General features: G+C 67.6%; 17 protein-coding genes. 5 read left to right on the forward strand and 12 right to left on the reverse strand.

Annotated features, from left to right (window positions below; translation table 11 throughout):
• Nucleotides 1–80 precede the first annotated feature (80 nt).
• From FDW83_RS02740 to FDW83_RS02760, 5 genes are all read right to left on the reverse strand, one after another.
• Nucleotides 81–1622: an HNH endonuclease signature motif containing protein gene (locus tag FDW83_RS02740; protein WP_138136046.1), complete on the reverse strand. Its 1542-nt coding sequence runs from the start codon at nucleotides 1620–1622 to the stop codon at nucleotides 81–83.
• 123 nt (nucleotides 1623–1745) lie between these two features.
• Nucleotides 1746–2480, reverse strand: a complete 735-nt coding sequence (locus FDW83_RS02745) for a thymidine kinase (protein ID WP_138136047.1) — start codon at nucleotides 2478–2480, stop codon at nucleotides 1746–1748.
• Entirely contained in the window at nucleotides 2473–3705 is a 1233-nt protein-coding gene (locus FDW83_RS02750; protein ID WP_138136048.1) for an alkaline phosphatase family protein, read from the reverse strand. Before FDW83_RS02750 ends, FDW83_RS02745 begins: the two co-directional genes overlap by 8 nt.
• Entirely contained in the window at nucleotides 3705–4448 is a 744-nt protein-coding gene (locus FDW83_RS02755) for a DUF5998 family protein (RefSeq protein WP_138136049.1), read from the reverse strand. The genes FDW83_RS02750 and FDW83_RS02755 overlap by 1 nt, the downstream gene beginning before the upstream one ends.
• A 42-nt stretch (nucleotides 4449–4490) precedes the next feature.
• Nucleotides 4491–7175: a GNAT family N-acetyltransferase gene (locus tag FDW83_RS02760; RefSeq protein WP_138136050.1), complete on the reverse strand. Its 2685-nt coding sequence runs from the start codon at nucleotides 7173–7175 to the stop codon at nucleotides 4491–4493.
• Nucleotides 7176–7249: 74 nt separating this feature from the next.
• On the opposite strand from FDW83_RS02760, the gene FDW83_RS02765 reads away from it, so the two are divergent.
• Together FDW83_RS02765 and FDW83_RS02770 are read left to right on the forward strand one after the other, a co-directional pair.
• Nucleotides 7250–9754, forward strand: a complete 2505-nt coding sequence (locus FDW83_RS02765; protein ID WP_138136051.1) for a DNA topoisomerase (ATP-hydrolyzing) subunit A — start codon at nucleotides 7250–7252, stop codon at nucleotides 9752–9754.
• Between the two features lie 9 nt (nucleotides 9755–9763).
• Complete coding sequence (locus FDW83_RS02770) at nucleotides 9764–10282, forward strand: DinB family protein (RefSeq protein WP_138136052.1); 519 nt, start codon at nucleotides 9764–9766, stop codon at nucleotides 10280–10282.
• Here the strand turns inward: FDW83_RS02770 and cydD are convergent.
• The 3 genes from cydD to FDW83_RS02785 are packed head-to-tail and all read right to left on the reverse strand — an operon-like array spanning nucleotide 10279 to nucleotide 16387.
• Entirely contained in the window at nucleotides 10279–13716 is a 3438-nt protein-coding gene (cydD, locus tag FDW83_RS02775) for a thiol reductant ABC exporter subunit CydD (RefSeq protein WP_138136053.1), read from the reverse strand. The two genes, FDW83_RS02770 and cydD, sit on opposite strands and share 4 nt — an antisense overlap.
• Before the next feature lies 1 nt (nucleotide 13717).
• Nucleotides 13718–14767: a cytochrome d ubiquinol oxidase subunit II gene (cydB, locus tag FDW83_RS02780; RefSeq protein WP_138136054.1), complete on the reverse strand. Its 1050-nt coding sequence runs from the start codon at nucleotides 14765–14767 to the stop codon at nucleotides 13718–13720.
• Nucleotides 14768–14785: 18 nt separating this feature from the next.
• Complete coding sequence (locus tag FDW83_RS02785) at nucleotides 14786–16387, reverse strand: cytochrome ubiquinol oxidase subunit I (RefSeq protein WP_138136055.1); 1602 nt, start codon at nucleotides 16385–16387, stop codon at nucleotides 14786–14788.
• A 205-nt stretch (nucleotides 16388–16592) separates the two neighbouring features.
• Between FDW83_RS02785 and FDW83_RS02790 the strand changes: the two genes are divergently transcribed.
• Complete coding sequence (locus FDW83_RS02790; RefSeq protein WP_138136056.1) at nucleotides 16593–16961, forward strand: BlaI/MecI/CopY family transcriptional regulator; 369 nt, start codon at nucleotides 16593–16595, stop codon at nucleotides 16959–16961.
• 6 nt (nucleotides 16962–16967) lie between these two features.
• The gene (locus FDW83_RS02795; protein WP_138136057.1) at nucleotides 16968–17957 is read left to right on the forward strand and encodes a M56 family metallopeptidase; all 990 of its coding nucleotides are present in this window, start codon (nucleotides 16968–16970) and stop codon (nucleotides 17955–17957) included.
• A gap of 15 nt (nucleotides 17958–17972) precedes the next feature.
• On the opposite strand, the gene FDW83_RS02800 is transcribed toward FDW83_RS02795, so the two are convergent.
• Entirely contained in the window at nucleotides 17973–20078 is a 2106-nt protein-coding gene (locus tag FDW83_RS02800; protein WP_138136058.1) for a type IIA DNA topoisomerase subunit B, read from the reverse strand.
• Nucleotides 20079–20330: 252 nt separating this feature from the next.
• Between FDW83_RS02800 and FDW83_RS02805 the strand changes: the two genes are divergently transcribed.
• Entirely contained in the window at nucleotides 20331–20552 is a 222-nt protein-coding gene (locus FDW83_RS02805) for a hypothetical protein (RefSeq protein WP_138136059.1), read from the forward strand.
• Between the two features lie 167 nt (nucleotides 20553–20719).
• On the opposite strand, the gene FDW83_RS02810 is transcribed toward FDW83_RS02805, so the two are convergent.
• The 3 genes from FDW83_RS02810 to FDW83_RS02820 form a co-directional block, all read right to left on the reverse strand.
• Nucleotides 20720–22030 (reverse strand): RNA polymerase sigma factor, encoded by a 1311-nt coding sequence (locus FDW83_RS02810; RefSeq protein WP_138136060.1) that lies wholly within the window; start codon nucleotides 22028–22030, stop codon nucleotides 20720–20722.
• Between the two features lie 341 nt (nucleotides 22031–22371).
• Nucleotides 22372–23598 carry a DUF4192 domain-containing protein gene (locus tag FDW83_RS02815; RefSeq protein ID WP_138136061.1) on the reverse strand — a complete coding sequence of 409 codons (1227 nt, stop codon included), beginning with the start codon at nucleotides 23596–23598 and terminating at the stop codon, nucleotides 22372–22374.
• Between the two features lie 76 nt (nucleotides 23599–23674).
• The gene (locus tag FDW83_RS02820) at nucleotides 23675–25021 is read right to left on the reverse strand and encodes a nitrate/nitrite transporter (RefSeq protein WP_138136062.1); all 1347 of its coding nucleotides are present in this window, start codon (nucleotides 25019–25021) and stop codon (nucleotides 23675–23677) included.
• Nucleotides 25022–25082 lie beyond the last annotated feature (61 nt).

Below are 25082 nucleotides of genomic sequence, written 5' to 3' on the forward strand. Positions count from 1 at the left end.
CAACTAAGCTGCCCTGGCCGCCGGCAACGCCCATGCAAACGCAGTGCCAGTTCCCAGTCTTTGAAGGGTCTGGGGCGGGTTTACGGGTGTTGCAAGGGATTGGTCTGCAGGGCAAGCTCACGCCCAGCAGTCTCAGCCGGATTGCCGCGCACCCGGCCCGGTTCGACTTCAGTCAGGGCGGGTGGCCAGTGGGGTGGTTCCCAGTTCTGGTGTTCGCTGGTGTAGCGGCGTCCGGCGGGTGAGATCCAGCCGGGTGGTGCGTTTTTGGTGGCGGGGGTGGGTTGCCATGCGCTGGTGTGTTTCATCCGGTGGTGCTTGGGGCAGGGCTGGGCGAGGTTGGTGATCCCGGTGGTTCCGCCGTGGTGCCAGGCCAGCAGGTGGTCGGCTTCGTTGTCGAGGGAGTGGTTGCTGCAGCCGGGGAACGGGCATTTACCGTCGCGGAGCCTCAGCCAGCGGCGCATCGCTTCCGGGATCCGGTAGCTCTTCCGCCCGATCTCCAGCGGCGCCCCGTCCCTGGGATCGACCAGGACCCGGTGGAACGAGTCCGCCCCGCCGGCGACGAGTCTACGGGCCATCGACGCCGGGATCGGGCCGTGCCCGTCCAGCACCGCCGGTTCTTCCGTTAGGCCCAGGAGCGAGAACACCGGGACCGTGACGAGCACCTGCGCCCGCGGCGCCTGTGGCTCGGCAGGAGTGGTGCTGGTTTCGGGGCCACCGGCGTGAACGTGCTGTCCGGTGTCGAGGAGGGCTGTGACGCCGATGTCTGCCATCAGTTGCGGAAGGGTGCGGAACTCGTCCGGTCCCTGCAGTCCGCGGGCCAAGGCCCGGGTCCGGTTCCAGGCCGCGTTGGCCTGGTCTGCGGGCAGGTACATGGAGATCCAGGCCATCGCGTCCCGGTCGGGGGCGTATTCCATCCGCCGGTCCGCGGCACCTTTGGCGTGGCGTTTCTCGATTGAGTCGGGGTGGTGGCGTTCCCGCCAGGAGCGCACCTTTGGCCGCAACCTCGCCGGTGGCAGCACACCTGCGACACCACCAGGGCCGGCGCCGGGAGTATCGGGGTCAAGAAAGTGCCGCTCCAGCGCCGCAGTGGCGGCAGGGTCCAGCCCTGTGGTCTCATCGATGAGGACCTTCGTGTTCTGCCACGACACCTGCCCGGCCTGCAACGCGTCCAGCGCCGCCGGCAATGAACTGGTCAAGGCCTGGGCTTCACCGATCAGGGCACTTGCGGCGCGTTCACCGATGGTCAGGACGCAGGCGACCTCGGCCACGGACGCCATCTCGCGGCCCTTGGCCCATTCCGGACCCGCCGCCGGGTCCTCCATCGCAGCGACGGCGCCGACGTGCCCGTCCACCAGCAACACCTTCACCGCGGCAGCGGCGGCCTCAAGCTTGCGCTGCACCGCCAAACCGTCCAGGCAGTCATCGGCGAACACCCGCAACGGGTCAAGACGGGCACCGGCATCAGAGGAGTCAGCATCAGGACTACCTGCAACAGCGGAGCCGCCGGCAACAATACGGGCGAGCTCATCCACGAAACCAGCCACCGACGCAACAGCAGCCAGAATCCCGGCCCTGCCACCCCCGCCCCAGGTCGCTCCGCTCCCGGCTACTCCACTTTCCATACCCCAAGCATGCCAAGAGGGTCTGACAATCCCTGGCCAGAGGCCGGGAGCCCGGAAATCCCGGTTTCGACAAGCTCAACCACCGGGTTGGTCAGCAAGCTCAACCACCGGGCTGCAACAGACTCAGTCGGTACCCGGCCCCGTTCCGCCTCCGTTGGCACCCTGCCACAGGCAGGCGTCCACTTCGAAGGGCAGCAGCTGGTCCTGCTCGGCCATCAGGTGGGCGCCGTGGCCCGTGACCCGGCGCATGTAGTGGCGCCGGCACAACGTCTCATACCCCACCACGGGAACATGGCCACTTCTAGCTGAGGCCAAAGGATCCGGAGCCATATCCACGTCCCCCACTACCACCTGGGCACCCTCCGTGACCATAACGCCGTCGACCGTCCTCGCGTTGTGCGTGGCACGCCGCCCGCACCAGCACAGCGCCTCCACCTGCAGCACCTGCACCCGGTCAGCCAGCTCAATCAGCCGCTGGGAGCCGGGGAACAGCCGGGTGCGGAAGTCTGCGCTGATGCCGAACGCGAAGACGTCCACATCGATCTCGTCGACAACCTTTGCGAGCTGTTCCACCTGCTCAGGAGAGTAAAACTGTGCTTCGTCGCAGATGAGGTAGTCAACGCGCTGCCCCTGGGTGCGCCGGCGCATGACTTCCTCCCAGAAGTCGGTGCTGTCCTCCACCTCCACAGCGTCCTTTTGAAGGCCCAAGCGGCTGGAGATGCGGGACTCGCCCGCACGGTCGTCCCGGCTGAAACGGACCCCGCCGCGCCCCCTCGCCCGGTGGTTGTGGTCCATCTGCAGTGCGAGCGTGGACTTGCCGCAGTCCATGGTGCCGGAGAAAAAGACGAGTTCAGCCACGGCGCGGCCCCTTGCCTGCCGCCGTAAAGCACAACAGCGGAACCTCGCGTTCGGCCTTGGTCAGCGAGCCGTGCTGGCCCACCACCTCCATCGCCGTGGGGCGGCTGCGCCGCGCGTCGTAAAGCGCCAGGCTGTCCCTGGCTGCGATCATCACATCGCCAATCCGGCCTTCGACGGCGGAACGTACCGGTCCGAACAGGCCTGCGGACAGTGCGTCCTCCCGCGTGAACGCCCAGATCCTGCCGCCGAACCGGGCACGCCAGGACGTCAGGACGCGTTCCCGGACAGCTGTGTCCGCGCCGTCCTCGAGGTACAGGTGCACCATCCGCGGCTCACCCGCTGTGTGCCGGACACCGTCCACCAACGCGGGATCGGCGGAAAAGTCGATGCGGTGCTGCTCCGGCACATCAAGCATGCCGTGGTCCGCGGTCAGCAGGATGGTGGTGCCTGCAGGCAGTGACGCGTGCAGCCGCTTCAGGGTGGCGTCCAGTTCCTCGAGCTGGTGCTCCCATTGCTCCGATTGGCAGCCGTACCGGTGCCCCGCCTTGTCCAGCTCGTTGACGTAGAAGTACATCAGCGAACGCCCGGAGTCAGCCATGGCTTCCGCCGCCGCTTCAGTGCGCGCGTGGGCCGTCATCCCGGACACAAACCGTCCTCCGCGCAGGGCCGCGCGGGTCATGGGCGAGTTGCCGAACTGCGGCAGGCTGATGGTGGTGACATCCACCTGTTCCGCGGCGCGTTCCAGCACAGTGGGAAACGGCTGCCACGCTTCCGGATCCACCGCCGGATCCCAGTTGCCCAGCAGGTTAACCACCTTGTCCTGCTCCGGATCGAGCACGTCGTAGCCCACCATGCCGTGCTGGCCCGGCGGCAGTCCGGTTCCGAAGCTCGAGAGAGCAGCCGCCGTCGTCGAGGGAAACGCGGAGTCCAGCCAGACGGGAACCTCGCCCTGCCCGGACTGGATGACCGTGCGCAGGAATGGTGTGTGCGCCGTCTTTTGCTTCAGCAGGTTCCGGCCCAGGCCGTCGGCCAGGACCACGCAGGCGCGCGAGGCTTCGGGTAAGCCAAGGGTGTTGGAAAAGCCGTCGACGCCGAGGCTGGCCGCGGCGCTGGTGAGCACTTCAGCCACGGAGCGCCGGCCGTAGGCCGGAGCGGGAGGCAATCCGGTTTCCTGGCTGGCGGGGGCAGCGGGGATGCTGGGGGCCGGGTGCCGTTCTTCCGGCATCAGCGCTGCTGGTGGCCGCGGCTCAGCCGGGTACCGAAGACGCCGGCGCGGGGCCGCGGCGGCATTGACTGTGCGTGCGCCACCGGGCTGCTGGAGCCGGTGTTCACGGCGCGCAGCGCGCGGGCGAAGAGCTTTGCGTCCTGGACGGCCTGCAGCCCGTCCGCCTCGGCACTGATGCGCAGGACAATGTCCTCCTGCGCGATGGTTCCGGTGTAGCCGTGGTCGGCCTCGCACTGCGGATCACCGCAGCTGGCCGGGCCCATGTCCAGCCGCTGCCCGCCGGACCAGGCGATGGACAGCGTCAGTTCGCGGACAGGATCGGAGGGCTTGTAGTTCTGCGGCTGCGAATACATGTAGCTGAGGACCACGGAACGGATCTGGGCCACGGGCACGGACTCCGTGGAAATCTGCGCGACGATCTGCTCGCCGGCATCGTCGAGCTGCTGGTCGTCAACGTGGGTGATCACCAGCATGTCCGAGGTCAGCACCAGCACCGTGATGTGGCGGCGGACCTCGGCCCGGTCGAAGTGGGTTTCCAGGTGCACCAGGTGGGCGACGCAGTCGCGGCCGTCGAGGGCATCATCCACCACGTCGGCCACGAGGCGCGGGTAGAAGCCCGCCTTTTGCAGCGCGCCTTCCAGGGTCAAACCCTGCGAGGTGTGGCTGTGTGAGCTGTTGTGGCGGACTGCCTGGTTTTCGTTGCCGGGCGTTTCGGGTGCCGAAGCGGGAGGCTGAGAGCTCATGAGCCCATTTTCACAGATCGCCCGCTCACTTTGCGAACCGCCTCAGCCCAGCATGGCCCGCCGTGCGCTGTCCGTGCGCTGGGCAGCATTTCCGATCCGGACGTCCGCCGCCAGTATGGTTGCGCCGGACGTTCCGCACAGTACGGGGTTGAATTCCACGAGGGCGATTTCGGGATGGTTGTCCTTCAGCCAGGCCAGCCGCCCTGCCAGGTCCTCAAGGGCCGCAACGTCGACGGCGGGCAGCCCCTGGTACGCGAAAAGCTTCCTGGCTGCCCGGGGCGCGCGGATGAAGTCGTGCACGTCCGCGGCGGACAGCGGTGGCACCCGGTGGGCCCAGTCGTCCAGGAGGTTGACGGCGTCCCCGGCGAGACCGAACGAGATGACGGGTCCCAGCAGCGGGTCTTCGATGGCCCGGAAAGTGCAGGCCTGGCCCACGGGCGCCATCGACTGGACCTCCAGCGCCGGATCTCCATAGGCGGCGAGCGTCCGCCGCATCTGCAGGACGTTCTGCCGGAGTGACTCCGGATCCTGGATATCCAGCCGGACCCCGCCAAGGTCCAGCCGGTGCCGCAGCGCCGGAGCGGTGGTCTTCAGCGCCACCGGCCAGCCCAGGGCCTCCGCAGCTTCAACAGCCTCCTCCGGAGTCTCGAAACCCACGGACGGCAGGACGGTGATGCCGTAGTGGCCCAGCAGGGATGCCGCGGCGGACGGGTCCAGCTGCTTGAGCTGCTCGCCCCGGACGTCCCGGAGCAGGACCTCGAGTTCGGCGCGGGCGCCGGCGGGGTTGCAGCCGGCCGGCTCCACAAAATGCCCCTGGTCGCGGGAGGCCCACTCCGAATATCGGACGACGGCGGCGAGCGCCGCCACGGCCGCACCCGGATTGGAGAAACAGGGTACGGTCCGGTCCCGGGACCCCACCATCCCTTCCACATACACCGAGGGATCCAGGATGCCGGTAAAGGCGGCCACCACGGGTTTACCCGCCGCCGCCGAACAGTCGGCAAGGACCTCGGCAATGCTGTCCACTGTCAGCCCGTGGGCCGGCAGCAGCGCAGCGACGACGGCTTGCACGGCGTCGGATTCCAGCGTCTTCATGAGGGACGCACGCAGGGCCGGCAGGGCCACGGACCGCCCGGCGTCCAGGTCCACTCCAGCCAACAGTTGCGTCACGGTCAATCCCTGGTCCTCCGCGCTGTCCGCCACCACTTTGCCCAGCGCCTGGGAGTTGCTGAAGATGGCCAGGCCCGGTCCGGCCGGCAGGGGCTGGCCGGATACAACCTGCGCCACGTCCACCAGCTGTTCGATGGTCTCCACCCGGATAACGCCCGACTGGCGCAGCATGGCGTCCAGCGCCCCGGCGGGCGCCTGGGTGGTGCGGACGGCGTGGCCGGGAGGCAGACGGAGCCCCATGGTGTCGGACTTGGCGACGATGACCGGTTTGGTGCGTGCCAGCCGCCGGGCGAGGCGGGAAAACTTGCGAGGGTTGCCGATGGACTCCAGGTAGAGGCCGACGGCGGAGGTATCGGAATCGTCCTCCCAGTACTGCATCATGTCGTTGCCCGAGACGTCCGCGCGGTTTCCCGCCGAAAGGAAGGTGGACAGGCCGAGCCGGCGCCGGCTGGAGGCGGCGTACAGCGAGACGCCGATTGCCGCGGACTGGGTGAACAGGCCCAGCCCGCCGCGCAGGGGAAGGGACGGTGCCATGGACGCGTTGAGCGAGACCTCAGGATGGGTGTTCACGATGCCAAGGGACGCCGGGCCGATGACCCGCATCCCGTTGGCCCTGGCCAGGCGCACCAGGTCCCGCTGCCGCTGAAGGCCGCGTTCGCCGTCGTCCGCGAAACCTGCCGAGGCAACCACCAGGCCCTTGACGCCGGCAGCCGCGCACTCGGCCACCACAGCGGGAACTTCCTCGTAAGGGACAGCGATCACGGCGAGCTGGACAGGATCCGGCACTTCGGACAGCTTGCCGAAGGACATCATCCCCGCCAGCTCCAGCGCCTCAGGGTTGATGGCGTAGACCGGCCCCGGAAACTTGCCCTCGATAATGTGCTCGAGGAGCTGGTAGCCCACCGTCCCCCACTTGCGGCTGGCACCGATGACGGCAACGGACGACGGCGTCAGGAGGTCGCGCACGCTCCTCGCCTCTGCGCGGTGCTCGCGGGATTCCATGACGGCGCGGGATTTCTCGGTGGGGTCGATGTTGAACCCGAGGCTCACCACGCCGTCGTCGAAATGGCGCCGGACGTCATAGCCGGCATCGGAAAACACCATCAGCATCTTCCGGTTCTCCGGCAGGACCTCGGCGCTGAATCTGCTGATGCCGTTCTCATGGGCCGCGGCGGCCAGGTGCTCCAGCAGGATGGATCCCAGTCCCCTGCCCTGATGGGCGTCCGCGATGTTGAACGCCACCTCGGCCTCGGTGGGGTCATCCAGGCGGTCGTACCGGCCAATGCCGATGATTTCGCCGCGGCTGGTGATGACGAAAGCCACGCGGTCCTTGTAGTCGACCTCCGTGAAGCGTTTGAGCTCCTTGCTGGACAGCCTGGCCTTGAACGCGAAGAACCGCATGTAAATTGAATCCTGGGACTGCCGCATGTGGAAGGCCTGGATGGCGTCCGCGTCAGACGGATGGATGGGGCGCAGGTGCGCTGTTCCGCCGTCACGCAGGACGACATCGGCTTCCCAATGTTCCGGATATTCGCCGTCCCCGGGCTGATCCACCATAGGCTTAGCCTAGCCAAAAACTTCCGCAGCACCCCGGAAAAGCTGCACAGTACCCAGAAGGATTTACCAACCCCATGGCCCGCCGCCAAAGTTCAGCCCCCGTGGACACCACCCCCTACACGGAGAACATCGTCGACATCGACGTCACTTCCGAGATGGAGGGCTCCTTCCTGGAGTACGCCTATTCAGTGATCTACTCACGGGCGCTTCCAGATGCCCGCGACGGGCTGAAGCCGGTGCAGCGCCGGATCCTCTACATGATGAGCGACATGGGCCTGCGCCCGGACCGCGGCCACGTCAAGAGCGCCCGGGTGGTGGGCGAGGTCATGGGCAAGCTCCACCCCCACGGCGACACCGCCATCTACGACGCCCTGGTGCGCATGGCGCAGGATTTCTCCCTGCGTCTGCCGCTGGTTGACGGGCACGGCAACTTCGGCTCGCTCGACGACGGCCCGGCGGCTCCGCGGTACACGGAGGCCAGGCTGGCGGCCGCCGCCCTCACCCTCACCGACCACCTCGACGAAGACGTCGTCGACTTCGTTCCCAACTACGACAACCAGCTGACCCAGCCCGAGGTCCTCCCCGCGGCGTTCCCCAACCTGCTGGTCAACGGCGCCACCGGCATCGCCGTCGGCATGGCCACGAACATGGCCCCGCACAACCTGGTGGAGGTCATCTCCGCCGCGCGGCACCTGATCGCGCACCCGGATGCCAGCCTGGATGACATCATGCGCTTTGTTCCGGGCCCGGACCTGCCCAGCGGCGGCCGGATCGTGGGACTGGACGGCATCCGTGACGCCTACGCCACCGGCCGCGGTTCGTTCAAGACCCGGGCCAAGGTGGAGATCGAGCAGCTCTCCGCACGGCGCACCGGCCTGGTGGTCACCGAGCTCCCCTACATGGTGGGCCCGGAAAAGGTGATCGAAAAAATCAAGGACTCCGTCAACGCCAAGAAGCTGACGGGCATCAGCGACATCGTTGACCTGACCGACCGCAAGAACGGGCTGCGCCTGGTCATCGAGCTCAAGAACGGCTTCAACCCGAATGCCGTCCTCCAGCAGCTCTACCGCTACACGCCGATGGAGGACTCCTTCGGCATCAACAACGTCACCCTGGTGGACGGCCAGCCGCAGACCCTGGGCCTGGTGGAGCTGCTGTCCGTCTATGTCAACCACCGGATCGACGTTGTCCGCCGCCGCACCGTGTACCGGCTGGGCAGGAAGAAGGACCGCCTCCACCTGGTGGAAGGCCTCCTGATCGCCATCGTGGACATCGACGAGGTCATCCAGATCATCCGGTCCTCGGACGAGGCCGCGGCCGCCCGTGAGCGGCTGATGTCCATCTACGACCTGTCCGAGGTGCAGGCGAACTACATCCTGGAACTGCGGCTCCGCCAGCTCACCAAGTACTCCCGGATCGAGCTGGAAAAGGAGCAGGAGGAGCTGCGCCGCGAAATCGAGGAGCTGGAGGCAATCCTCGGCTCCGAGGAACTGCTGCGCGGCGTTGTTTCGGACGAACTGGGCGACATTGCCGAAAAGCACGGCACTCCCCGCCGGACGGTGCTGCTGGAATCGGAAGCGGTGGCCCCCACCGTGGCCGCCGAACTGACAGGTGCGAACGGGAAGAAGGGCAAGCCTGCGCCGCTTGCCCTCGAAATCGCCGACGACCCCTGCTGGGCGATCCTCACCGCCTCGGGGCAGATCGGCCGCACGGGCAACCAGGAGCCGCTGGCCGAATCCGGGCCGCGGAGCAAGCACGATGTGTTTACGTCGGTGGTGAAGACGTCGGCGCGCGGCGAGATCGCGGCCGTCACCTCCCTGGGACGCATGCTCCGCCTGCAGGTCATGGACATGCCTGTGCTTCCGCCGGTGGCGGGCCTGCCCAACCTCGCCGGAGGCGTCCCGGCCAAGGAATTCCTGACGCTGCTGAAGGGTGAAACCCTGGTGGCGTTCGTTCCGCTGGACGAGGTCCTGGCCATCGGCACCGCCCAGGGCGTGGTGAAGCGGGTGCAGCCCGACTACCCGCTGAACCGCGAGGACTGGGAAGTCATCACCCTCAAGGACAAGGACTTCGTGGTGGGCGTGGTGCCGGCCGGGGCGGACGATGCCGAACTGGTGTTCCTCACCGCCCAGGCCCAGCTGCTGAAGTTCAGTGCGGCCAGCGTCCGGCCGCAGGGCCGCACGGCCGGCGGCATGGCGGGCATCAAGCTGGGCGCGGGCGACCGCGTGATCTTCTTCGGTGCCGTGCAGCCCAGGGACGAGGCCGCCGTCGTGGTGACCATTGCCGGCACCAACGGCGCCCTTCCCGGAACCGCGCCGGGCACCGCCAAGGTGACCGCGATTGCCGAGTACCCGGCCAAGGGCCGTGCCACCGCGGGTGTCCGGGCGCACCGCTTCCTGAAGGGCGAGGATACGCTGCTGCTCGCGTGGGCAGGACACGGCCCGGCCAAGGCGTCCTCCTCCGCAGGCGTTGCCCGGTCCCTGCCGCAGGAGCACGGCCGGCGCGACGGGTCCGGCGTTCCGCTGTCCCAGCCGGTGGATGCGGTGGGTCCTGCCATGGCATGGCCTGATCCCGCCTAGACTGCTGCCATGCCTATCGTTCCTGATGAGAAGGACTGGACCTGGGTCCTGACCCGCCCATGCCCGGAGTGCTCCTTTGATGCCTCCACAGCCACCCCGGCAACGGTCCCCGGCAGCATCGAGAACATGCTGCCGCGGTGGCGGGCAGTCCTGCGCAGGCCCAACGCCGCGGAACGGCCCAACGACCACACCTGGTCAGCGCTGGAGTACGCCTGCCATGTGCGGGATGTCTTCAGCCTCTTCGACCAGCGCCTGGACCTCATGCTCGAGTCCGACAACGCCCGGTTCGAAAACTGGGACCAGGACCAGACCGCCATGGACAAGGACTATGCCAGCGCCGATCCGGCGGTGGTCAGTGCCGAGCTGACCGCTGAGGGCAGGCAGGCGGCCGAGTCCTTCGCCCGTGTCCGGGAAGCGGACTGGGGCAGGAGGGGGCTGCGCAGCAACGGCTCGGAATTCACCGTCCTGACGCTGGCCCAGTATTTCCTGCACGACGTCGTCCACCACCTCCACGACGTGGACGGCTAAGCCTCTCCCGCGTTTGTTCCGGCCGGGACCGCCAGCCCCTGGGCGCGGCGTTCGACGCCGGCCGGCAGGACGAGCCGTGCGTCTTCCGGATGGATGTCGTCCGGGTTGTGCGTTACCAGCACCACGGTCCGGTCCTTGAGGCCGGTTCGCAGGTCCGCCAGCATGTGGCGGGCGGAGCCGGCGTCCAGGTGCGCCGTGGGTTCGTCCAGCAGGATTACTTCCGCCCCGGTCATCAGGGTCCGTGCCACGGCGAGGCGCTGGCGCTCTCCCCCGCTGAGGAAGGCGCCGCCGGGGCCGATCCGGGTGTCGAGGCCAGCGGGCAGCCGCTCCAGCAGGGCGTCGAGGCCCACGGCATTTAGGACGGCCCGCATGTCCGCCTCGGCACCGTCCCCACTGCCGTTTCCGGCTGCCGGCCGGCCCAGCAGCAGGTTGCCTCGGAAGGTCGAGTCGAAAAGGTGGGCCTCCTGCGGGCACCAGGCAGCCGGGCCGGTAACGCGCGCCTTCCCCGCCGCCGGCGGAAGGAAGCCAAGGAGGACCGAGAGCAGGGTGGATTTTCCGGAGCCCGAGGGGCCGGTGACGGCCAGCCAGCGGCCAGGCTCCGCCACGGCGTCCAGGCCTGAGAATACGGGTGCTCCTCCCGGCCAGGCGGCTGCCAGGGCCTCGAGTTCGACGCCGGGCCGGCCGCCGCTGCGCGCGGGGACCGCATGCAGCCCGTCGCGGCTGTCCTGCTCTGCATTCCCGGCGTCCAGGGCGCCGGACTCCCCCACCCGCTGCAGGACTGTCCGCAGCGCGGGGAACTGCCGTACCGCCGTCGTCATGGCCGCGAAAGGTTCCACCAGCGCCAGGAGCAGCAGGACCACCACGGCCGCCGTGGCCGGCGCGATGCGTCCGTCCAGCACCGCCGGTGCCGCCAGCCAGGCACCCGCGAGGGCCGCGGCACCGCACGCTGCGGTGGTGATGGCATGTCCCAGCCCGTCTGCCCACGCGGACCGCTGCGATGCCGCGGTGGCACTGCGGTCCTGTGCCTTCAGGTCTGCAAGCACGAGGGGCGCCACACCGTTGGCGTGCAGTTCCGCCCGGGCATCGAGCGCGGCCGCGACGCTGCGCAGCACCCCCGAGCGCAGGAGCCGCTCGGCGGTGGCCGACTTCCGGTCGCCCCACAGGGCAGCGGCCGGGGCTACGACAACACCGGCAATGCCTGCCGCGATAACGGCCGGCAGCACGGCGGGCACCAGCAGCCAGGTGGTGGTGACGGCAAGCACCGCAACGGCCGCTGCGGTGACCGGCGGCAGGACCACGCGGGGCAGGAGGTCACGGACGGTATCGACGTCGTCAATCACGGTCCCCAGCACGTTGCCGCCCTGCAGCAGTCGCCGGAGCGAGAGGGCGCGCCGGCTCAGCGACTCCCAGAGCCGGCCCCGCAGCCGGGTCAGGGCCGCGAAGACGGCGTCGTGCAGCAGGAGCCGTTCGCAGTAACGGAACACGGCGCGGCCGATGCCAAAGAACCGCACGCCCACAATCGCCGAGAGCAGGTACAGGATGGGCGGCTGCTCGCTGGCGCGTATGATCAGCCAGCCCGAAAGGCCGGACAAGGCGACGGCGAAAACGGCCGCCAGCGTGCCGACCACCGCGGCGGCGGCAAACTTGCCCTGCACCGGGGCGAGGAGCGATCGCAGGAGCCGCGCGGGGCCGTGCCGTGGCGCCGGCGCGGCATCGGGCATGCTGTGGGCCCCGGCGTGTGCGCTGCCAGTGCCGGCATCCTGTCCGGGTGCCGCATCCGCACCGGTGACGGCGGCAGGCAGCACCGGGGCTGCTGCTTCCTGCCCCTCCTCTGTACCGTGTCCGACCTTCACCACGTGGTCGGCCAGGTTCCGGGTGCGTTCCCCGTGCGCCACCAGGATCACGGTCACCTGGCCGCGCAGCCTGCGGACGGTGTCCTCCACCAGCATCGCGGACCCGTCATCCAGGTGTGCGGTGGGTTCGTCAAGCAGCAGGACGGTGGCGCCGGCCTCGATCCGGGCCAGTCCGCGGGCCACGGCGACACGGCGGAGTTCGCCCGGGCTCAGTTCGGCCGGGTGCTTTCCGGCCAGGTGGACGGCTGCGGCGCGGGCCAGGCAGGACCGGGCAATCTCCTCTGTCCGGGCGCGGTCACGGGAATTGCGGGCATGTGCAGCGAGATAGAGCAGCACTTCGTCCAGGACCGTCCCGGCCACCATCACCGGATGCTGCGGAACCCATGCCACGGCGCTGCGGTCCAGGCCCTTGACCGTGCCGGTGGTCTCCGTTCCGCCACCAGATCCGATGGTTCCGGCCAGGACTCCGAGAACCGTGCTCTTTCCGGCGCCGCTGGGGCCGTCCAGGGCTGTGATCCTGCTCTGCGGCGCCTCGAAGGTAAGGGGCCCGACGGCGGCGTGCGACCTTCCGCTGTAGCTGACTGTAAGCCCGGTGACGGTGATGGGGGCGCCGGGACGGCCGGCCGGGACAACGGCCAGCGGCTGCGGCCCGGGCGCTTCAGTGACCGAGGTGACCTCTGCGAAGGCGACGCGGCCGTCGTCGCTGGCGTGGTGCGCGGTGCCCAGCTCGCGCAGGGGCAGGTAGCAGTCCGGGGCAAGGATCAGGGCCAGCAGCCCGGCCTCAAGCGGCATGCCGCCGTGAACCAGGCGCACGCCGATGAACACGGCCACCACGGCCACCGAAATCGTGGCGATCAGTTCCAGCGCCAGGGCGGACATAAACGCTGTGCGGAGCGTGCCCATGGTGCGGGCGCGGTATTCCTCGGAGATCTCCTCCAGTGCCTTGCGTTGTGCCGTGGCGCGGCCGAGTCCCACCAGGACCGGCAGGCCTTTTGCGAGTTCCAGCATATGGGCGGAAAGCCGGGCAAGGGTGGACTGCGCCTCGCGCACCTTGTCCTCCGTGTACCGGCCGATCAGCACCATGAACAACGGCACCAGCGGCACGGTAAGGACGATCACCACGGCGCTGACCCAGTCGGCGAACAGGATCCGGGCGCCCAGCAGCAGCGGGATGGCGGCGCAGTTGACCAGGGCGGGCAGGAACTGGGTGTAGTAGCTGTCCAGGGCGTCCAGGCCGCGGGTGGCCAGGACGGCAAGGCCGCCGTCCGCGGGGCCGGCGCCCCTGGCACCGTTCCGGAGTGCGCGCTCCAGCAGTCCGGAGCGCAGTTCCTCCTTGATGCCCAGGGCGGCGCGCCGGGCGGCGACCGCCTGGCCCCACACGGTGAGCGAGCGGAGGACGACGCCGGCCAGCCCCGGAATCAGCTGTCCGGCCCACTCCTGTTCCCCGGCGGCCAGTCCGGCCAGGACGGAGGCGACGGCCTGGCCCATGAGCACCAGCGACAGCGCCTTGAGCGCCGCCAGAAAGCCAAGCCAATAGATGGCGGACCGGGTGGCCGGGCCTGCGGGGAAGGATGGCCGCACGTCAGCCCTTCGTGGTGAACGCCTTGGCGGCGACGGCGGGCAGGAAGCTGTGGGCGTCCGGGATGGAAGCGGCGCTGACGCGCCGGCGGAACACCCAGTAGGTCCAGGCCTGGTAGGCAATTACCAGCGGCAGGCCGAACGCGGCCGCAATGCTCATAAGGCCCAAAGTGTAGTCGGACGAGGAGGCGTTCGAAATGGTGAGGTCGAACGCCCCGTCCAGGGTGGACGGCAGCACCACGGGGAACACGGCGCCGAAGATGGACGTGGTGCCCAGCACAAGGAACGCACCGAGGGCCACAAACGCTTTTCCTTCGGCTCCGGCACGGGCCAGCGTCCACGCCGCTGCCGCTGCTGTGACGGCGAGCAGGACGGCCGCCCAGGTCCATGGCTTCCCGTCCAGTGCCTGGATGGTGAGCGCCCAGGCCGCGATGGGAAGCAGCAGGACCGGAAGGAGGCGGACGAACCACCGGCGTGCCCGGTGCCGCACGTCGCCGTCGGTCTTCAACGCCAGGAACGCCAGGGCGTGGAGCAGCGAGAAGCCCACCACGGCGAGCCCGCCGAGGACGGCGTAGCCGCTGAACCAGGCGAACGGTCCGCCTTCGCGGTCGCCGTTGGCGTTGAGGGGCAGTCCGGTGGTGGTCAGGGCCAGTGCGGCGCCCACGCCGAAGGCAGCGAAGAAGGAACCCAGCGCGATGGCCCAGTCCCAGCGGGCACGCCAGCGGTCGGTGTCCCCCTTGCCGCGGTATTCGAACGCCACGGCGCGGAAGATCAGGGCCACCAGCACCACCAGCAGCGGCAGGTAGAGGGCGGAAAACAGTGAGGCGTACCAGAGCGGGAAGGCCGCGAACGTGGCGCCGCCTGCCGTGAGCAGCCATACTTCATTGCCGTCCCAGACGGGTCCGATGGTGTTGAGGAGCACGCGGCGCTCGGTGTTGTTGCGGGCAAAGGCCTTCATCAGCATTCCGACGCCCAGGTCGAAGCCCTCAAGGAAGAGGTACCCGGTCCACAGGACCGCGATGGCGATGAACCAGATGGTAGGCAGCAGTTCCATTGTCGAGTTCCTCTGCTCTTAGTAGGCGAATGCCAGGACGTCGTCTGCGGGTTTGCCGTTGCCGCCCTTGTCCGCGGGCGCCTGGTCCTCGTTTTCGTCCGCCGGGGCATGCGCGAGTTCCGGCATGGCGGAGACGACGCCGCCGCGGACGTACTTCACCAGCAGCTTGACCTCGACCACCAGCAGGACGGCGTAGACCCCAGTCAGGGTGACGAGCGAGGCCAGCAGTTCACCGGCCGAGACTCCGGGGGAAACTGCTGCGGCGGTGAACATGAATACCTGGTCGATGCCGTTGGGGTCCGGGTTGGGTGCCACCACGAAGGGCTGCCGGCCCATTTCAGTGAAGATCCAGCCGGCGGCGTTGGCGCCAAACGGAGCCATGATTCCCAGGACGGCCAGGCGCATGAGCCAGCGTGATTCGGGAACGGTTCCGCTCCGGGTGAGCCAGAGTGCCCCGAACGCGGCCAGCGCGGCCAGGCCGCCGAAGCCGATCATCATGCGGAAGCCCCAGTAGGTGACTTCCATGACCGGAAGGTAGTCAATTTCCTGCCCGGCCCGTTCGCCGTAAATCGGGTTGTCGGGAAGGTGGGTGCCGTAGTTTTCCTTGTACTCGGGCAGCAGGGTGTTGACGCCCTTGACCTCGGTGGTGAAGTCGCCCTTCGCGAGGTAGGAGAGGATGCCGGGGACTTCGATCAATGCCACGATGTCGTCGCAGTTCTGTGCGCCCAGGTTGCCGATGCTCAGGACGGAGAACCCGGTACCGTCATGGCAGGCTGCTTCAGCCGCCGCCATCTTCATGGGCTGCTGTTCGAACATCAGCTTGCCCTGGAGGTCGCCCGTGACGGCGGTGCCGGCGAAGGAGATCATCGCCACCACGGCTCCGATCCGCAGTGAACGGATCCAGACGGTGTGGTCGCCGCGGTCGCGGCCGGGGATGGTTGCCGACTCGCCGGGGACCACTCTGCCGTCGGCACCCACGGTGTCGACGCCGTCGCGCCGGCGCCGCCAGAGGTGGTACCACGCAATGCCGAGCAGGAAACCGCCGGCCACCGCCAGCGCGCCGAAGAGGGTGTGCGGCACGGCCACCAGTGCGGTGTTGTTGGTGAAGACTGCCCAGGCGTCGGTCATTACGGGGCGGCCGTCCACCATCTCCACACCCACCGGGTGCTGCATCCAGCTGTTCGCCACGATGATGAAGTAGGCGGAAAAAACCGAACCGATGACGGCCACCCAAAGGCAGGCGAGGTGGATGGCCGGCTTCAGCTGCTTCCAGCCGAAGATCCACAGGCCCAGGAAGGTGGACTCGACAAAGAACGCCAGGAGGGCCTCCAACGCCAGCGGGGCGCCGAAGACGTCGCCCACGAACCGGCTGTACTCGCTCCAGGCCATCCCGAACTGGAACTCCTGCACAATGCCGGTGGCCACGCCCATGATGAAGTTGATGAGGAACAGCTTTCCCCAGAACTTGGTCATGCGCAGGTACTCGGGTCTGCCGGTGCGGTGCCAGGCGGTCTGGATGATGGCCACCACCAGGCCAAGGCCGATAGTCAGCGGAACCATCATGAAGTGGTAGACCGTGGTGATACCGAATTGCCACCGTGCGATTTCCAAGGCGTCCAAGGCAGTCCCTACTGTTAGCCGATGCGGTCTTCTACGCTTCGTAGAACTCCAACTTCTACCGAGTGTAGAACAACTTTGGGACATGTTCTACTCCATGTAGAAAGTGCGGCGGATTCGCGGTAGATTTGTACTTGTAGTTGAAGAAACCGCGTGCAGTCACCGGTGCCACAGGGCGCATGGTGCGGGGAAACAAAGGAAAAGTGCAATGGCGAGTCTTGGTGAACTGGAACGGGCAGTAATGGATCTGCTCTGGGCGGGCCAGGAAGCGGCTACGGCGAACACCCTCCGGGACCGGTTGGCCTCCGCGGGCTCCGGCCACGAGGGCAAGGAACTCGCCGTCACTACCGTGCTCACGGTGCTGTCCCGGCTGGAGAAGAAGGGGCTGGTGGAGCGCGAACGCGGCACCCGTCCGCACCGCTACCAGGCGGTGTCCAGCCGCGAAGAGCACACCGCGGAGCTGATGCATGAAGTCCTGGGTTCGGCTCCGGACCGAGAAGCCGTGCTGGCACGCTTTATCGGTTCCGTTTCCGAGGGTGAAGCCGAGACACTGCGCAAGCTGCTTGGCCACCTCTAGCCACCCATGTTCTGGGCCTCTTACCTGCTGGCGGTCCTGGCGGTAGTACTGGCCTGGCCGGTACCCATCCTGCTTTCGCGTGCACAATGGCCCGCACGTTCCCCTTTCACCGCCATGCTGCTCTGGCAGGCCATCGCCCTTGCCGGCGGGCTGTCAATGATTGGCGCCATGCTGGTGTACGGACTCGAGCCGATCGGCGACAACCTGATCGCCGGGCTCCGGGCCCTCGCCGGCATGGTGCTCTTCAATGCCCCCACCACGGCGCTGGGGTTCTGGCATATCTTTGCGTTGTCGGCAGCCGCGCTGCTGACGGCCCACCTGGTTTTCACGCTGCTGCTGACCTATTACAAAATCGAACGCCAGCGGCGGCGGCACCGCGAACTGCTGGCCCTGCTCGCCTCGCCTTCGGGGCAGGACGCCGCAACCCTCGTCATCAGCCACGACTCCCCCGTCGCGTACTGCCTGCCCGGAGGTTCCCGCTCGGTGACCGTCCTGTCCGACGGCCTGATGGCGGCACTGGAGCCGGCGGAGCTGCGCGCCGTGTTGATTCACGAAAATGCCCACCTCAGCCAGCGGCACCATCTCCTCCTGTGGGCTTTCGCGGCCTGGCGGCAGGCCCTGCCCTGGCTGCCCACCACGCGGCTTGCCCAGGAATCCGTGAACTCGCTTATTGAGATGCTCGCCGACGACGTGGCGCTGAAGACCGAGAGCAAGGCCACGCTGATCAAGGCGATTGCCATCGTGGCCAGCGGGTCGGCACCTGCCGGTTCGACCGGGCTGCAGCCGGCAACGTCCAGCCTTGTACTGTCCGGGCTCGACAACGGGACGGGCGGGGCAGGCTCGGATTCGGCCCGGACCACCGCCTCAAGGGTCAGCCGGCTCCTGTCGCCCCAGCCCCAGCTTCCGGCGGCACTGCGGAACCTTGTCCTTGCCGGCTGCATCCTGCTGCTGGCGCTGCCGACGGCCCTGCTGGTGGTGCCCGGCCTCCTCGGGTGACGCCCCGCCGTCGGGCTAGGCGTCGATGCGCTCCCGGTCCAGGCTGGAGGCGCCAGCAATGATGAAGTCCTTGCGCGGGGACACGTCGGAGCCCATCAGCAGGTCGAAGATCTCCTCCGCCTGCTTGGCGTTCTCAATGCCCACCTTTCGCAAGGTGCGGTGCCGCGGATCCATGGTGGTCTCCGCCAGCTGCTCGGCGTCCATTTCCCCCAAACCCTTGTAGCGCTGGATGGGTTCCTTGTACCGCTTGCCCTCCTTGGCCAGCCGCGCCAGCAGCGCGTGCAGTTCGGCCTCGGAGTAGGTGTAAATCATCTCGTTGGCCTTCTGGCCCGGGTTGATCACCTCCACCCGGTGCAGCGGGGGCACGGCGGCGAAGACCCTGCCCTCGTCGATCATGGGGCGCATGTACCGGAAGAACAGGGTCAGCAGGAGCGTGCGGATGTGCGCGCCATCCACGTCGGCGTCGGTCATCAGGATGACCTTGCCGTAGCGTGCGGCGCTGATGTCGAAGCTGCGCCCCGATCCCGCCCCCACCACCTGGATCAGCGCGGCGCACTCGGCGTTGGAGAGCATATCTCCCACCGATGCCTTCTGGACGTTCAGGATCTTGCCGCGGATGGGCAACAGGGCCTGGAAGTCGGAGGACCGGGCGAGCTTGGCGGTTCCCAGCGCCGAGTCGCCTTCCACGATGAACAATTCGGAGCGTTCGACGTCGTCCGTGCGGCAGTCGGCCAGCTTGGTGGGCATCGAGGAGGTCTCCAGCGCGTTCTTGCGCCGCTGGGTCTCCTTGTGCACGCGGGCCGAGATCCGCGACTTCATTTCGCTGACGATCTTTTCGAGCAGCAGCGCGGTCTGCGACTTGTCGTTTTTGTTCGACGAGGTGAGCTTGGCCGTGATTTCGCGCTCCACCACCCTGGCAACGATGGCGCGGACAGCCGAAGTGCCCAGGATCTCCTTGGTCTGCCCCTCGAACTGCGGCTCGGCCAGCCGGACCGTGAGCACGGCCGTGAGCCCGGCGAAGATGTCGTCCTTTTCGATCTTGTCGTTGCCGGCCTTCAGCTTGCGGGCGTTGCTCTCCACGGCCTTCCGGAAGGTCTTCACCAGGGCCTGTTCGAAGCCGGACTGGTGCGTTCCGCCCTTGGGTGTGGAGATGATGTTGACGAAGCTACGGACGGTGCTGTCGTAGCCGATGCCCCAGCGCAGGGCGACGTCCACTTCGCAGTCGCGCTCCACCTCGGCGAGCTGGCTGTGCCCGCGCTCATCGAGGACCGGGACCGTTTCCTTGAACTTGCCCGAGCCGTGCAGCCGCCACACATCGGTGACGGCGGGATCGGCCGCCAGGAATTCCACGAACTCGGAGATGCCGCCGTCGTGGTGGAACACTTCCTCGTGGGGGCCGGACTCGCCGGGCGTGCCGGCGATCCTGCGCTCGTCGCGGACGGTGATCTTGAGTCCGGGGACCAGGAACGAGGTCTGCCGGGCGCGGGAAACGAGTTCGTCGTACTGGAACTTCGCGTCCGGGGTGAAGATCTGCCGGTCTGCCCAGTACCGGATCCGGGTACCGGTGATGCCCCTCTTGGCCTTGCCCACGACGTCCAGGACCGAGTCCTCGATGAACGGACTGAAGGACGCAGCCGGGTCAGGCCGGCTGCCGTCCTGGAACCGGCCGGGCTCACCGCGGCGGAAGGACATCTTGTAGGTCTTGCCGCCGCGGTCCACTTCCACGTCCAGGCGCGAGGACAGGGCGTTCACCACTGAAGCGCCCACGCCGTGCAGGCCTCCGGAGGCGGTGTAGGAGCCGCCGCCGAACTTGCCGCCGGCATGCAGCTTGGTGAAGACCACTTCGACGCCGGTGAGTCCGGTCTTCGGTTCCTTGTCGATGGGGATGCCGCGGCCGTCGTCGTGGATTTCCACGGAGTTGTCCGCATGCAGGATGACTTTGATGTCATGGCCGAACCCGGCCAATGCCTCGTCCACGGAGTTGTCGATGATCTCCCAGAGGCAGTGCATGAGCCCCCGGGAGTCGGTGGAACCGATGTACATGCCCGGGCGCTTACGGACGGCTTCAAGGCCCTCCAGCACGGAAAGGTGCCGGGCGGTGTACTCAGAACTTGGTGCCACGGGTGTTGAACTCCTTCAGGTGAAACAGGCGCCGAAAGCGCTCCCTCTAGGGTAATCGGCCCCGGCGCGGAGGACGGTCTGCCACACCCTGGAGGCAGTGTGCACCGCGCCACTCACCGCTGTCCGTCCGTGGCGCGGGCAGATCTTGACTGAACCTTGTGGATACGCGCACAGCGAACTTGCCCCATCCTTGCGATTGTTTTGTTACGAATACTGGTTATATAGACGTACAGATCTACTAGGGAGGCCGATATGACAACAGCAGTGGCAGACCGCACACTCAACGCACTGGACCGTTGCGACCGTTGCGGAGCCCAGGCATATGTCCGGGTTGTACTCGAGTCCTCCGGCGGTGAGCTGCTGTTCTGCGCCCACCACGCACGTGCGGTGGAGGCCACGTTGAAGCCGTTGGCCTCGGACTGGCACGATGAGTCGGCCAAGCTTCACGAAAAGGCCGCCGTAGACGTCGACTAGGTTCACCAGGACCAGTAAAGGATGGGACCCCTCCGCCCGGAGGGGTCCCATCCTTCGTTAACGAAACCTTCGTTTATTGACGCCGCCGCTTAACGAGGGAGGGGTTATCCGCGGCCCATCCTTCCGATGCGCCGCGGACAACCCCTGTTCGTGGAGCTCGCCCTCGACTAGTCCAGGTAGTCCCGCAGAACCTGCGACCGCGAGGGGTGGCGGAGCTTGGACATGGTCTTGGATTCGATCTGCCGGATGCGCTCACGCGTTACGCCGTAGACCTTGCCAATTTCGTCTAAAGTCTTCGGCTGTCCGTCGGTGAGCCCGAAGCGCATGGCCACCACGCCGGCCTCGCGCTCGGACAGGGTGTCCAGCACCGAGTGCAGCTGTTCCTGCAGCAGGGTGAAGCTGACGGCGTCAGCCGGAACCACGGCCTCGGAGTCCTCAATCAGGTCGCCGAACTCGGAGTCGCCGTCCTCACCCAGGGGGGTATGGAGCGAGATGGGCTCGCGGCCGTACTTCTGGACCTCCACGACCTTTTCGGGGGTCATGTCCAGCTCGAGCGCCAGCTCTTCGGGCGTGGGTTCGCGGCCGAGGTCCTGCAGCATCTGCCGCTGGACACGGGCCAGTTTGTTGATGACTTCCACCATGTGCACCGGAATACGGATGGTGCGCGCCTGGTCGGCCATGGCGCGGGTGATCGCCTGGCGGATCCACCAGGTGGCGTACGTGGAGAACTTGAAGCCCTTGGTGTAGTCGAACTTCTCCACGGCGCGGATCAGGCCCAGGTTGCCTTCCTGGATGAGATCCAGGAACAGCATGCCGCGGCCGGTATAACGCTTGGCCAGCGAAACCACCAGGCGGAGGTTTGCCTCCAGCAGGTGGTTCTTGGCGCGCTTGCCGTCGTGGATGATGAATTCGAGCTCCCGCTTGTACTTCGGATCCATGGATCCGTCGTCAGCGGCGATCTTTTCCTCGGCGAACAGCCCGGCTTCGATCCGCAGCGCAAGGTCCACTTCCTGCTCGGCGTTGAGCAGTGCCACCTTGCCGATCTGCTTCAGGTAGTCCTTGACGGGGTCAGCGGTGGCGCCGGCAGACATGACCTGCTGCACCGGGGCGTCGTCATCGTCGGCGTCAGAGTAGACGAAACCCTTGCCGCTGCCGGCTACGGCCTTGGCGGGGTCAGCGTCAGCTTCACCCTCGACGTCCGCATCGGCGTCCTCCACCGAGTCCGGCCCGTCGAGGACAGCCTCGTCAAAATCCTCTTCGACATCGTCGGCGTCAACGTCATCTGCGGAAGCCTTGTTGGCGGCTTCCGCTGCTGCCTTGGCGCCCGGCTTCGGGCCGCGCTTCTTCGGCTCGCGCTTGCCGTCCGCGCCGGCAGGTGCCTTGGTGGCCGCCCGCTTGGCGCTGGTCGCAGCCTGCTTGTCCTCGGCGGACAGCTCGTCCTGGGCGGCGGGGTCCTTCTTCGTGGAAGACGGGGTCACAGAAAACCTTTCTAGCGGTGGTCTGTGGAATCACCATACGGGCAACACCACTATGACCCTGTCAAGTCCGTGGTGAAAACCAGGCGCCACCACGGCCGGCAGAGTCTGTTAAGACAACTGCCGGTGCGGCTGCAATGTTCCCGGAAAGGCTCATTCGCAGGCACCCGATACACGGACCCAACCGGGTCTCGGCATCCATTGTCTCATGTTTTCGCCCCGGCGGGCCTCCCCGCCTTTCAATTACTACCGCTACGGCTGCTGCTGCGGCCGCGGGCATGACCGCCCCGGCGCCACCTCTTTAGCCGGCACGTGCCGTAGCCCCAACTCCGGATAAGGCCACCTCAGAACTTGTGCCAGGCTGCGTCCTTCCTGGCCGCCCAGCCGCAAATGGCCCCGCGGCCCACCAGTTCCAGCAGCAGTTCCGCCAACCGGTAGCCGGGCTCAACGTCAAGGGCTTCGGACAGATGCGCGGCGGCGTACGATCCCCGGCCGCGGCTCCATGCGATCCAGCCGCGAAGCGTCAATGACGCTGCGGAGGCCGGACCGCCGAGCGCCGCGAGTTGCTCCAGGACCAGATCCAGTGCGTTCAGCCGTTCCCAGTCAGGGACAGCGGGGGCCACACCCATCAGCACTTCCGCGTACCCGGGACCAGGGCTGTCCCCCGCGCAAGCATCCGCTGCATCGAGGTTCGCCCTGTTGCCCGCCAGGGGCTCGCCGGGAGGCGCAACAGGGTGTGGGCCCGTGCCGGCATGGAGGATCCCGAACTGGTCAGCACCAGCTTCCGCGGCGTGCTTTCCGGCCGCGGCCATGACCAGCAGGGCATCCCGCCAGGCCGGAATCAACAGGGACGCCCGCAGGAAGGCGTCACGTTCCACGCCCGGAGGCCAAGGCTCTCCGCTCCGCCGGCACAGCAGGACTTCCCACGCCTCCAGGACAGCAACAAACTGCGCGCGGCTGTCCCGGCGGCAGTCCAGGACTTTCCGCCATCCTTCCTGTGCTTCCAGGACGGCGGACCGGTAAAGGCTCGAAACGGGAGGGACAGGTCCGCCCTTTGCGCCCGGTGCAGGGCCCACGCTGCTGCCCCGGTAGACCATCTCCGCATTCAGGGTGCTGTCCAGGATTGCCTGCAGCGGCCTTCCCTGGGGCGGACAGCAGGAAGCGTCAGTGCAGTAGGCGTCCCGCCAGTAATCATCGCCGATGTACCAGGCCTCCCGAACGGGCAAACCCGCCTCTTCCAAAACGCAGTCCAGCCCGGACAGCAACGCGTCGTACTCGAAGTCCACCACCTTGGGACCGGGGGACGAACCGCCCTTACTGGTGAAGAAGGCCAGCAGCGTGCCGTCGGCCTGCTTGTCCGCATCGAGGTACCCGAGGACCAGGCGGACGTACTTACAGGGGTCGGCCAGGACCTCCGGTCCCGGAAGGTCCAGCCGCAGGGTTGCGCCGAGCAGGTTGCCGTGCATCGTGATGGCCACGAGGCTGGACTCTGGCCAGTAGCCCAGCGAGTGGGGTATGAACCCGAGGATGTCTTCAGGCCCGGATATCCGAAGCCGTTCTGGAGCTGTCATGGCTCCAGCTTCCGCCCCGCCGTTACGGGCAGTCCCCGGCAGATTCCGCTATGTGCGCAACCCGCCCTGTGGAGGGCTAGTCGCCGTCGATAGGAGTTGCCTGCCGGCGGCGCGCGAGGTTTTCACGGCGTTGCCGGGCCAGGGCGGTCCGCAAGGGCGGGACCACCACGCCCTGGGCTGCCATCTGGCGGCGTACCTTGCGCCGGGTGGCGAAAACGGCGGCCGCTCCGGAGCCGAGCAGCACGAACTGGACGCTCAGGGCGATGCGGAACGGGTCAAGGCCATACAGGGCATTGGAAAAGCCGCTGGCGTAAAGGACGTCCAGTACCAGCCCGATCAGGAAGATCGCGATCAGGGCGGCAATGAAGCCGCCCACGTTGACGATGCCGGTGGCAGTTCCAATCCGGTGCGCAGGGTTGAACGTCCGGGCGAAGTCGAAACCGATCATTGAGCCCGGCCCACCAATGGCAAGGGCTACCACCAGGCCCGCCAGCAGCCACAGCGGTGCCCGGCCGGGCATCAACAGGACGGCGGCCCACGCTCCGGCAGTGATTGCAGCGATCAGGAGGACCATGGTGGAACGACGCAGCGGATGCCGCGACACAAAGCGTCCGATAAACGGCCCCACGGCCATCCCGGCGGCAACGTACAGCCCCATGAGGGCGGCCACCGTCCCGCCGTCCAGCCCCTGGCCGGAAATAAGGAAGGGGTATCCCCAGGTCATGGCGAACACCGTGCCGCTGAACTGGATGGTGAAGTGGCTCCACATGCCCAGCCGGGTACCGGGCTGGCGCCACGCCCGGGCAAGCGAGACTCCGGTAGCTTTCAGCCCCTGCTGCGCCTGCGGCCGGTCGGTGCCCGGCGGGACGTCCTTGAGGAGCAGGACCACCAGGACCACCGCCACGGCAGACATCCCTGCCAGCATCAGGAACGCTGGGGTCCAGCCGGCCGAGTGCAGGACGAACGCGAACGGGATCACGCTGACCAGCTGTCCCAGCTGGCCGGTCATGCCCGTCAGCTGGGTAACGAGGGGTACGCGGGCCGGAGCGAACCACAGCGGAATCAGGCGGATCACCGAGATAAAGGTCATGGCGTCGCCGGCGCCGACGAGGACCCGGCCCAGGATGCCGCCGGGGACGCTCTCGGCAAAGGCGAGCTGGAGCTGGCCGAGGCCCATCAGGACGGCACCGCCCGCGATCATGGCCCGCGAACCAAACCTGTCCACCAGGAGCCCCACGGGGATCTGCAGCCCCGCATAGACAAGGAGCTGGAGGACAGTGAAGAAGGAGATCGCGGAGGCGGTGGCATGGAAGCGCTCAGTGGCCTCAAGGCCCACGACGCCGAAGGACGTCCGCTGCGACACCGCCACCAGGTACCCGAAAATCCCAACGGTCCAGATAAGCCAAGCGCGGGGTGCAGTCACGTCTTCATTATGCCCGGATGCCTCCCCCCGCCCTTGAGCCCGGGGCGGGGAACAGGCAGCA

The organism is Pseudarthrobacter sp. NamE2 (genome assembly GCF_005796205.1).
In the GTDB taxonomy this organism is placed as follows: domain Bacteria; phylum Actinomycetota; class Actinomycetes; order Actinomycetales; family Micrococcaceae; genus Arthrobacter.

Excerpts from the sequence above, each read along its gene's own strand:
- FDW83_RS02740 (WP_138136046.1), bottom strand. The coding sequence starts at position 1,622 with ATGGAAAGTGGAGTAGCCGGGAGCGGAGCGACCTGGGGCGGGGGTGGC.
- FDW83_RS02750 (WP_138136048.1), bottom strand. The coding sequence starts at position 3,705 with ATGCCGGAAGAACGGCACCCGGCCCCCAGCATCCCCGCTGCCCCCGCC.
- FDW83_RS02755 (WP_138136049.1), bottom strand. The coding sequence starts at position 4,448 with ATGAGCTCTCAGCCTCCCGCTTCGGCACCCGAAACGCCCGGCAACGAA.
- FDW83_RS02760 (WP_138136050.1), bottom strand. The coding sequence starts at position 7,175 with ATGGTGGATCAGCCCGGGGACGGCGAATATCCGGAACATTGGGAAGCC.
- FDW83_RS02765 (WP_138136051.1), top strand. The coding sequence starts at position 7,250 with ATGGCCCGCCGCCAAAGTTCAGCCCCCGTGGACACCACCCCCTACACG.
- FDW83_RS02770 (WP_138136052.1), top strand. The coding sequence starts at position 9,764 with ATGCCTATCGTTCCTGATGAGAAGGACTGGACCTGGGTCCTGACCCGC.
- cydB (WP_138136054.1), bottom strand. The coding sequence starts at position 14,767 with ATGGAACTGCTGCCTACCATCTGGTTCATCGCCATCGCGGTCCTGTGG.
- FDW83_RS02790 (WP_138136056.1), top strand. The coding sequence starts at position 16,593 with ATGGCGAGTCTTGGTGAACTGGAACGGGCAGTAATGGATCTGCTCTGG.
- FDW83_RS02795 (WP_138136057.1), top strand. The coding sequence starts at position 16,968 with ATGTTCTGGGCCTCTTACCTGCTGGCGGTCCTGGCGGTAGTACTGGCC.
- FDW83_RS02805 (WP_138136059.1), top strand. The coding sequence starts at position 20,331 with ATGACAACAGCAGTGGCAGACCGCACACTCAACGCACTGGACCGTTGC.
- FDW83_RS02815 (WP_138136061.1), bottom strand. The coding sequence starts at position 23,598 with ATGACAGCTCCAGAACGGCTTCGGATATCCGGGCCTGAAGACATCCTC.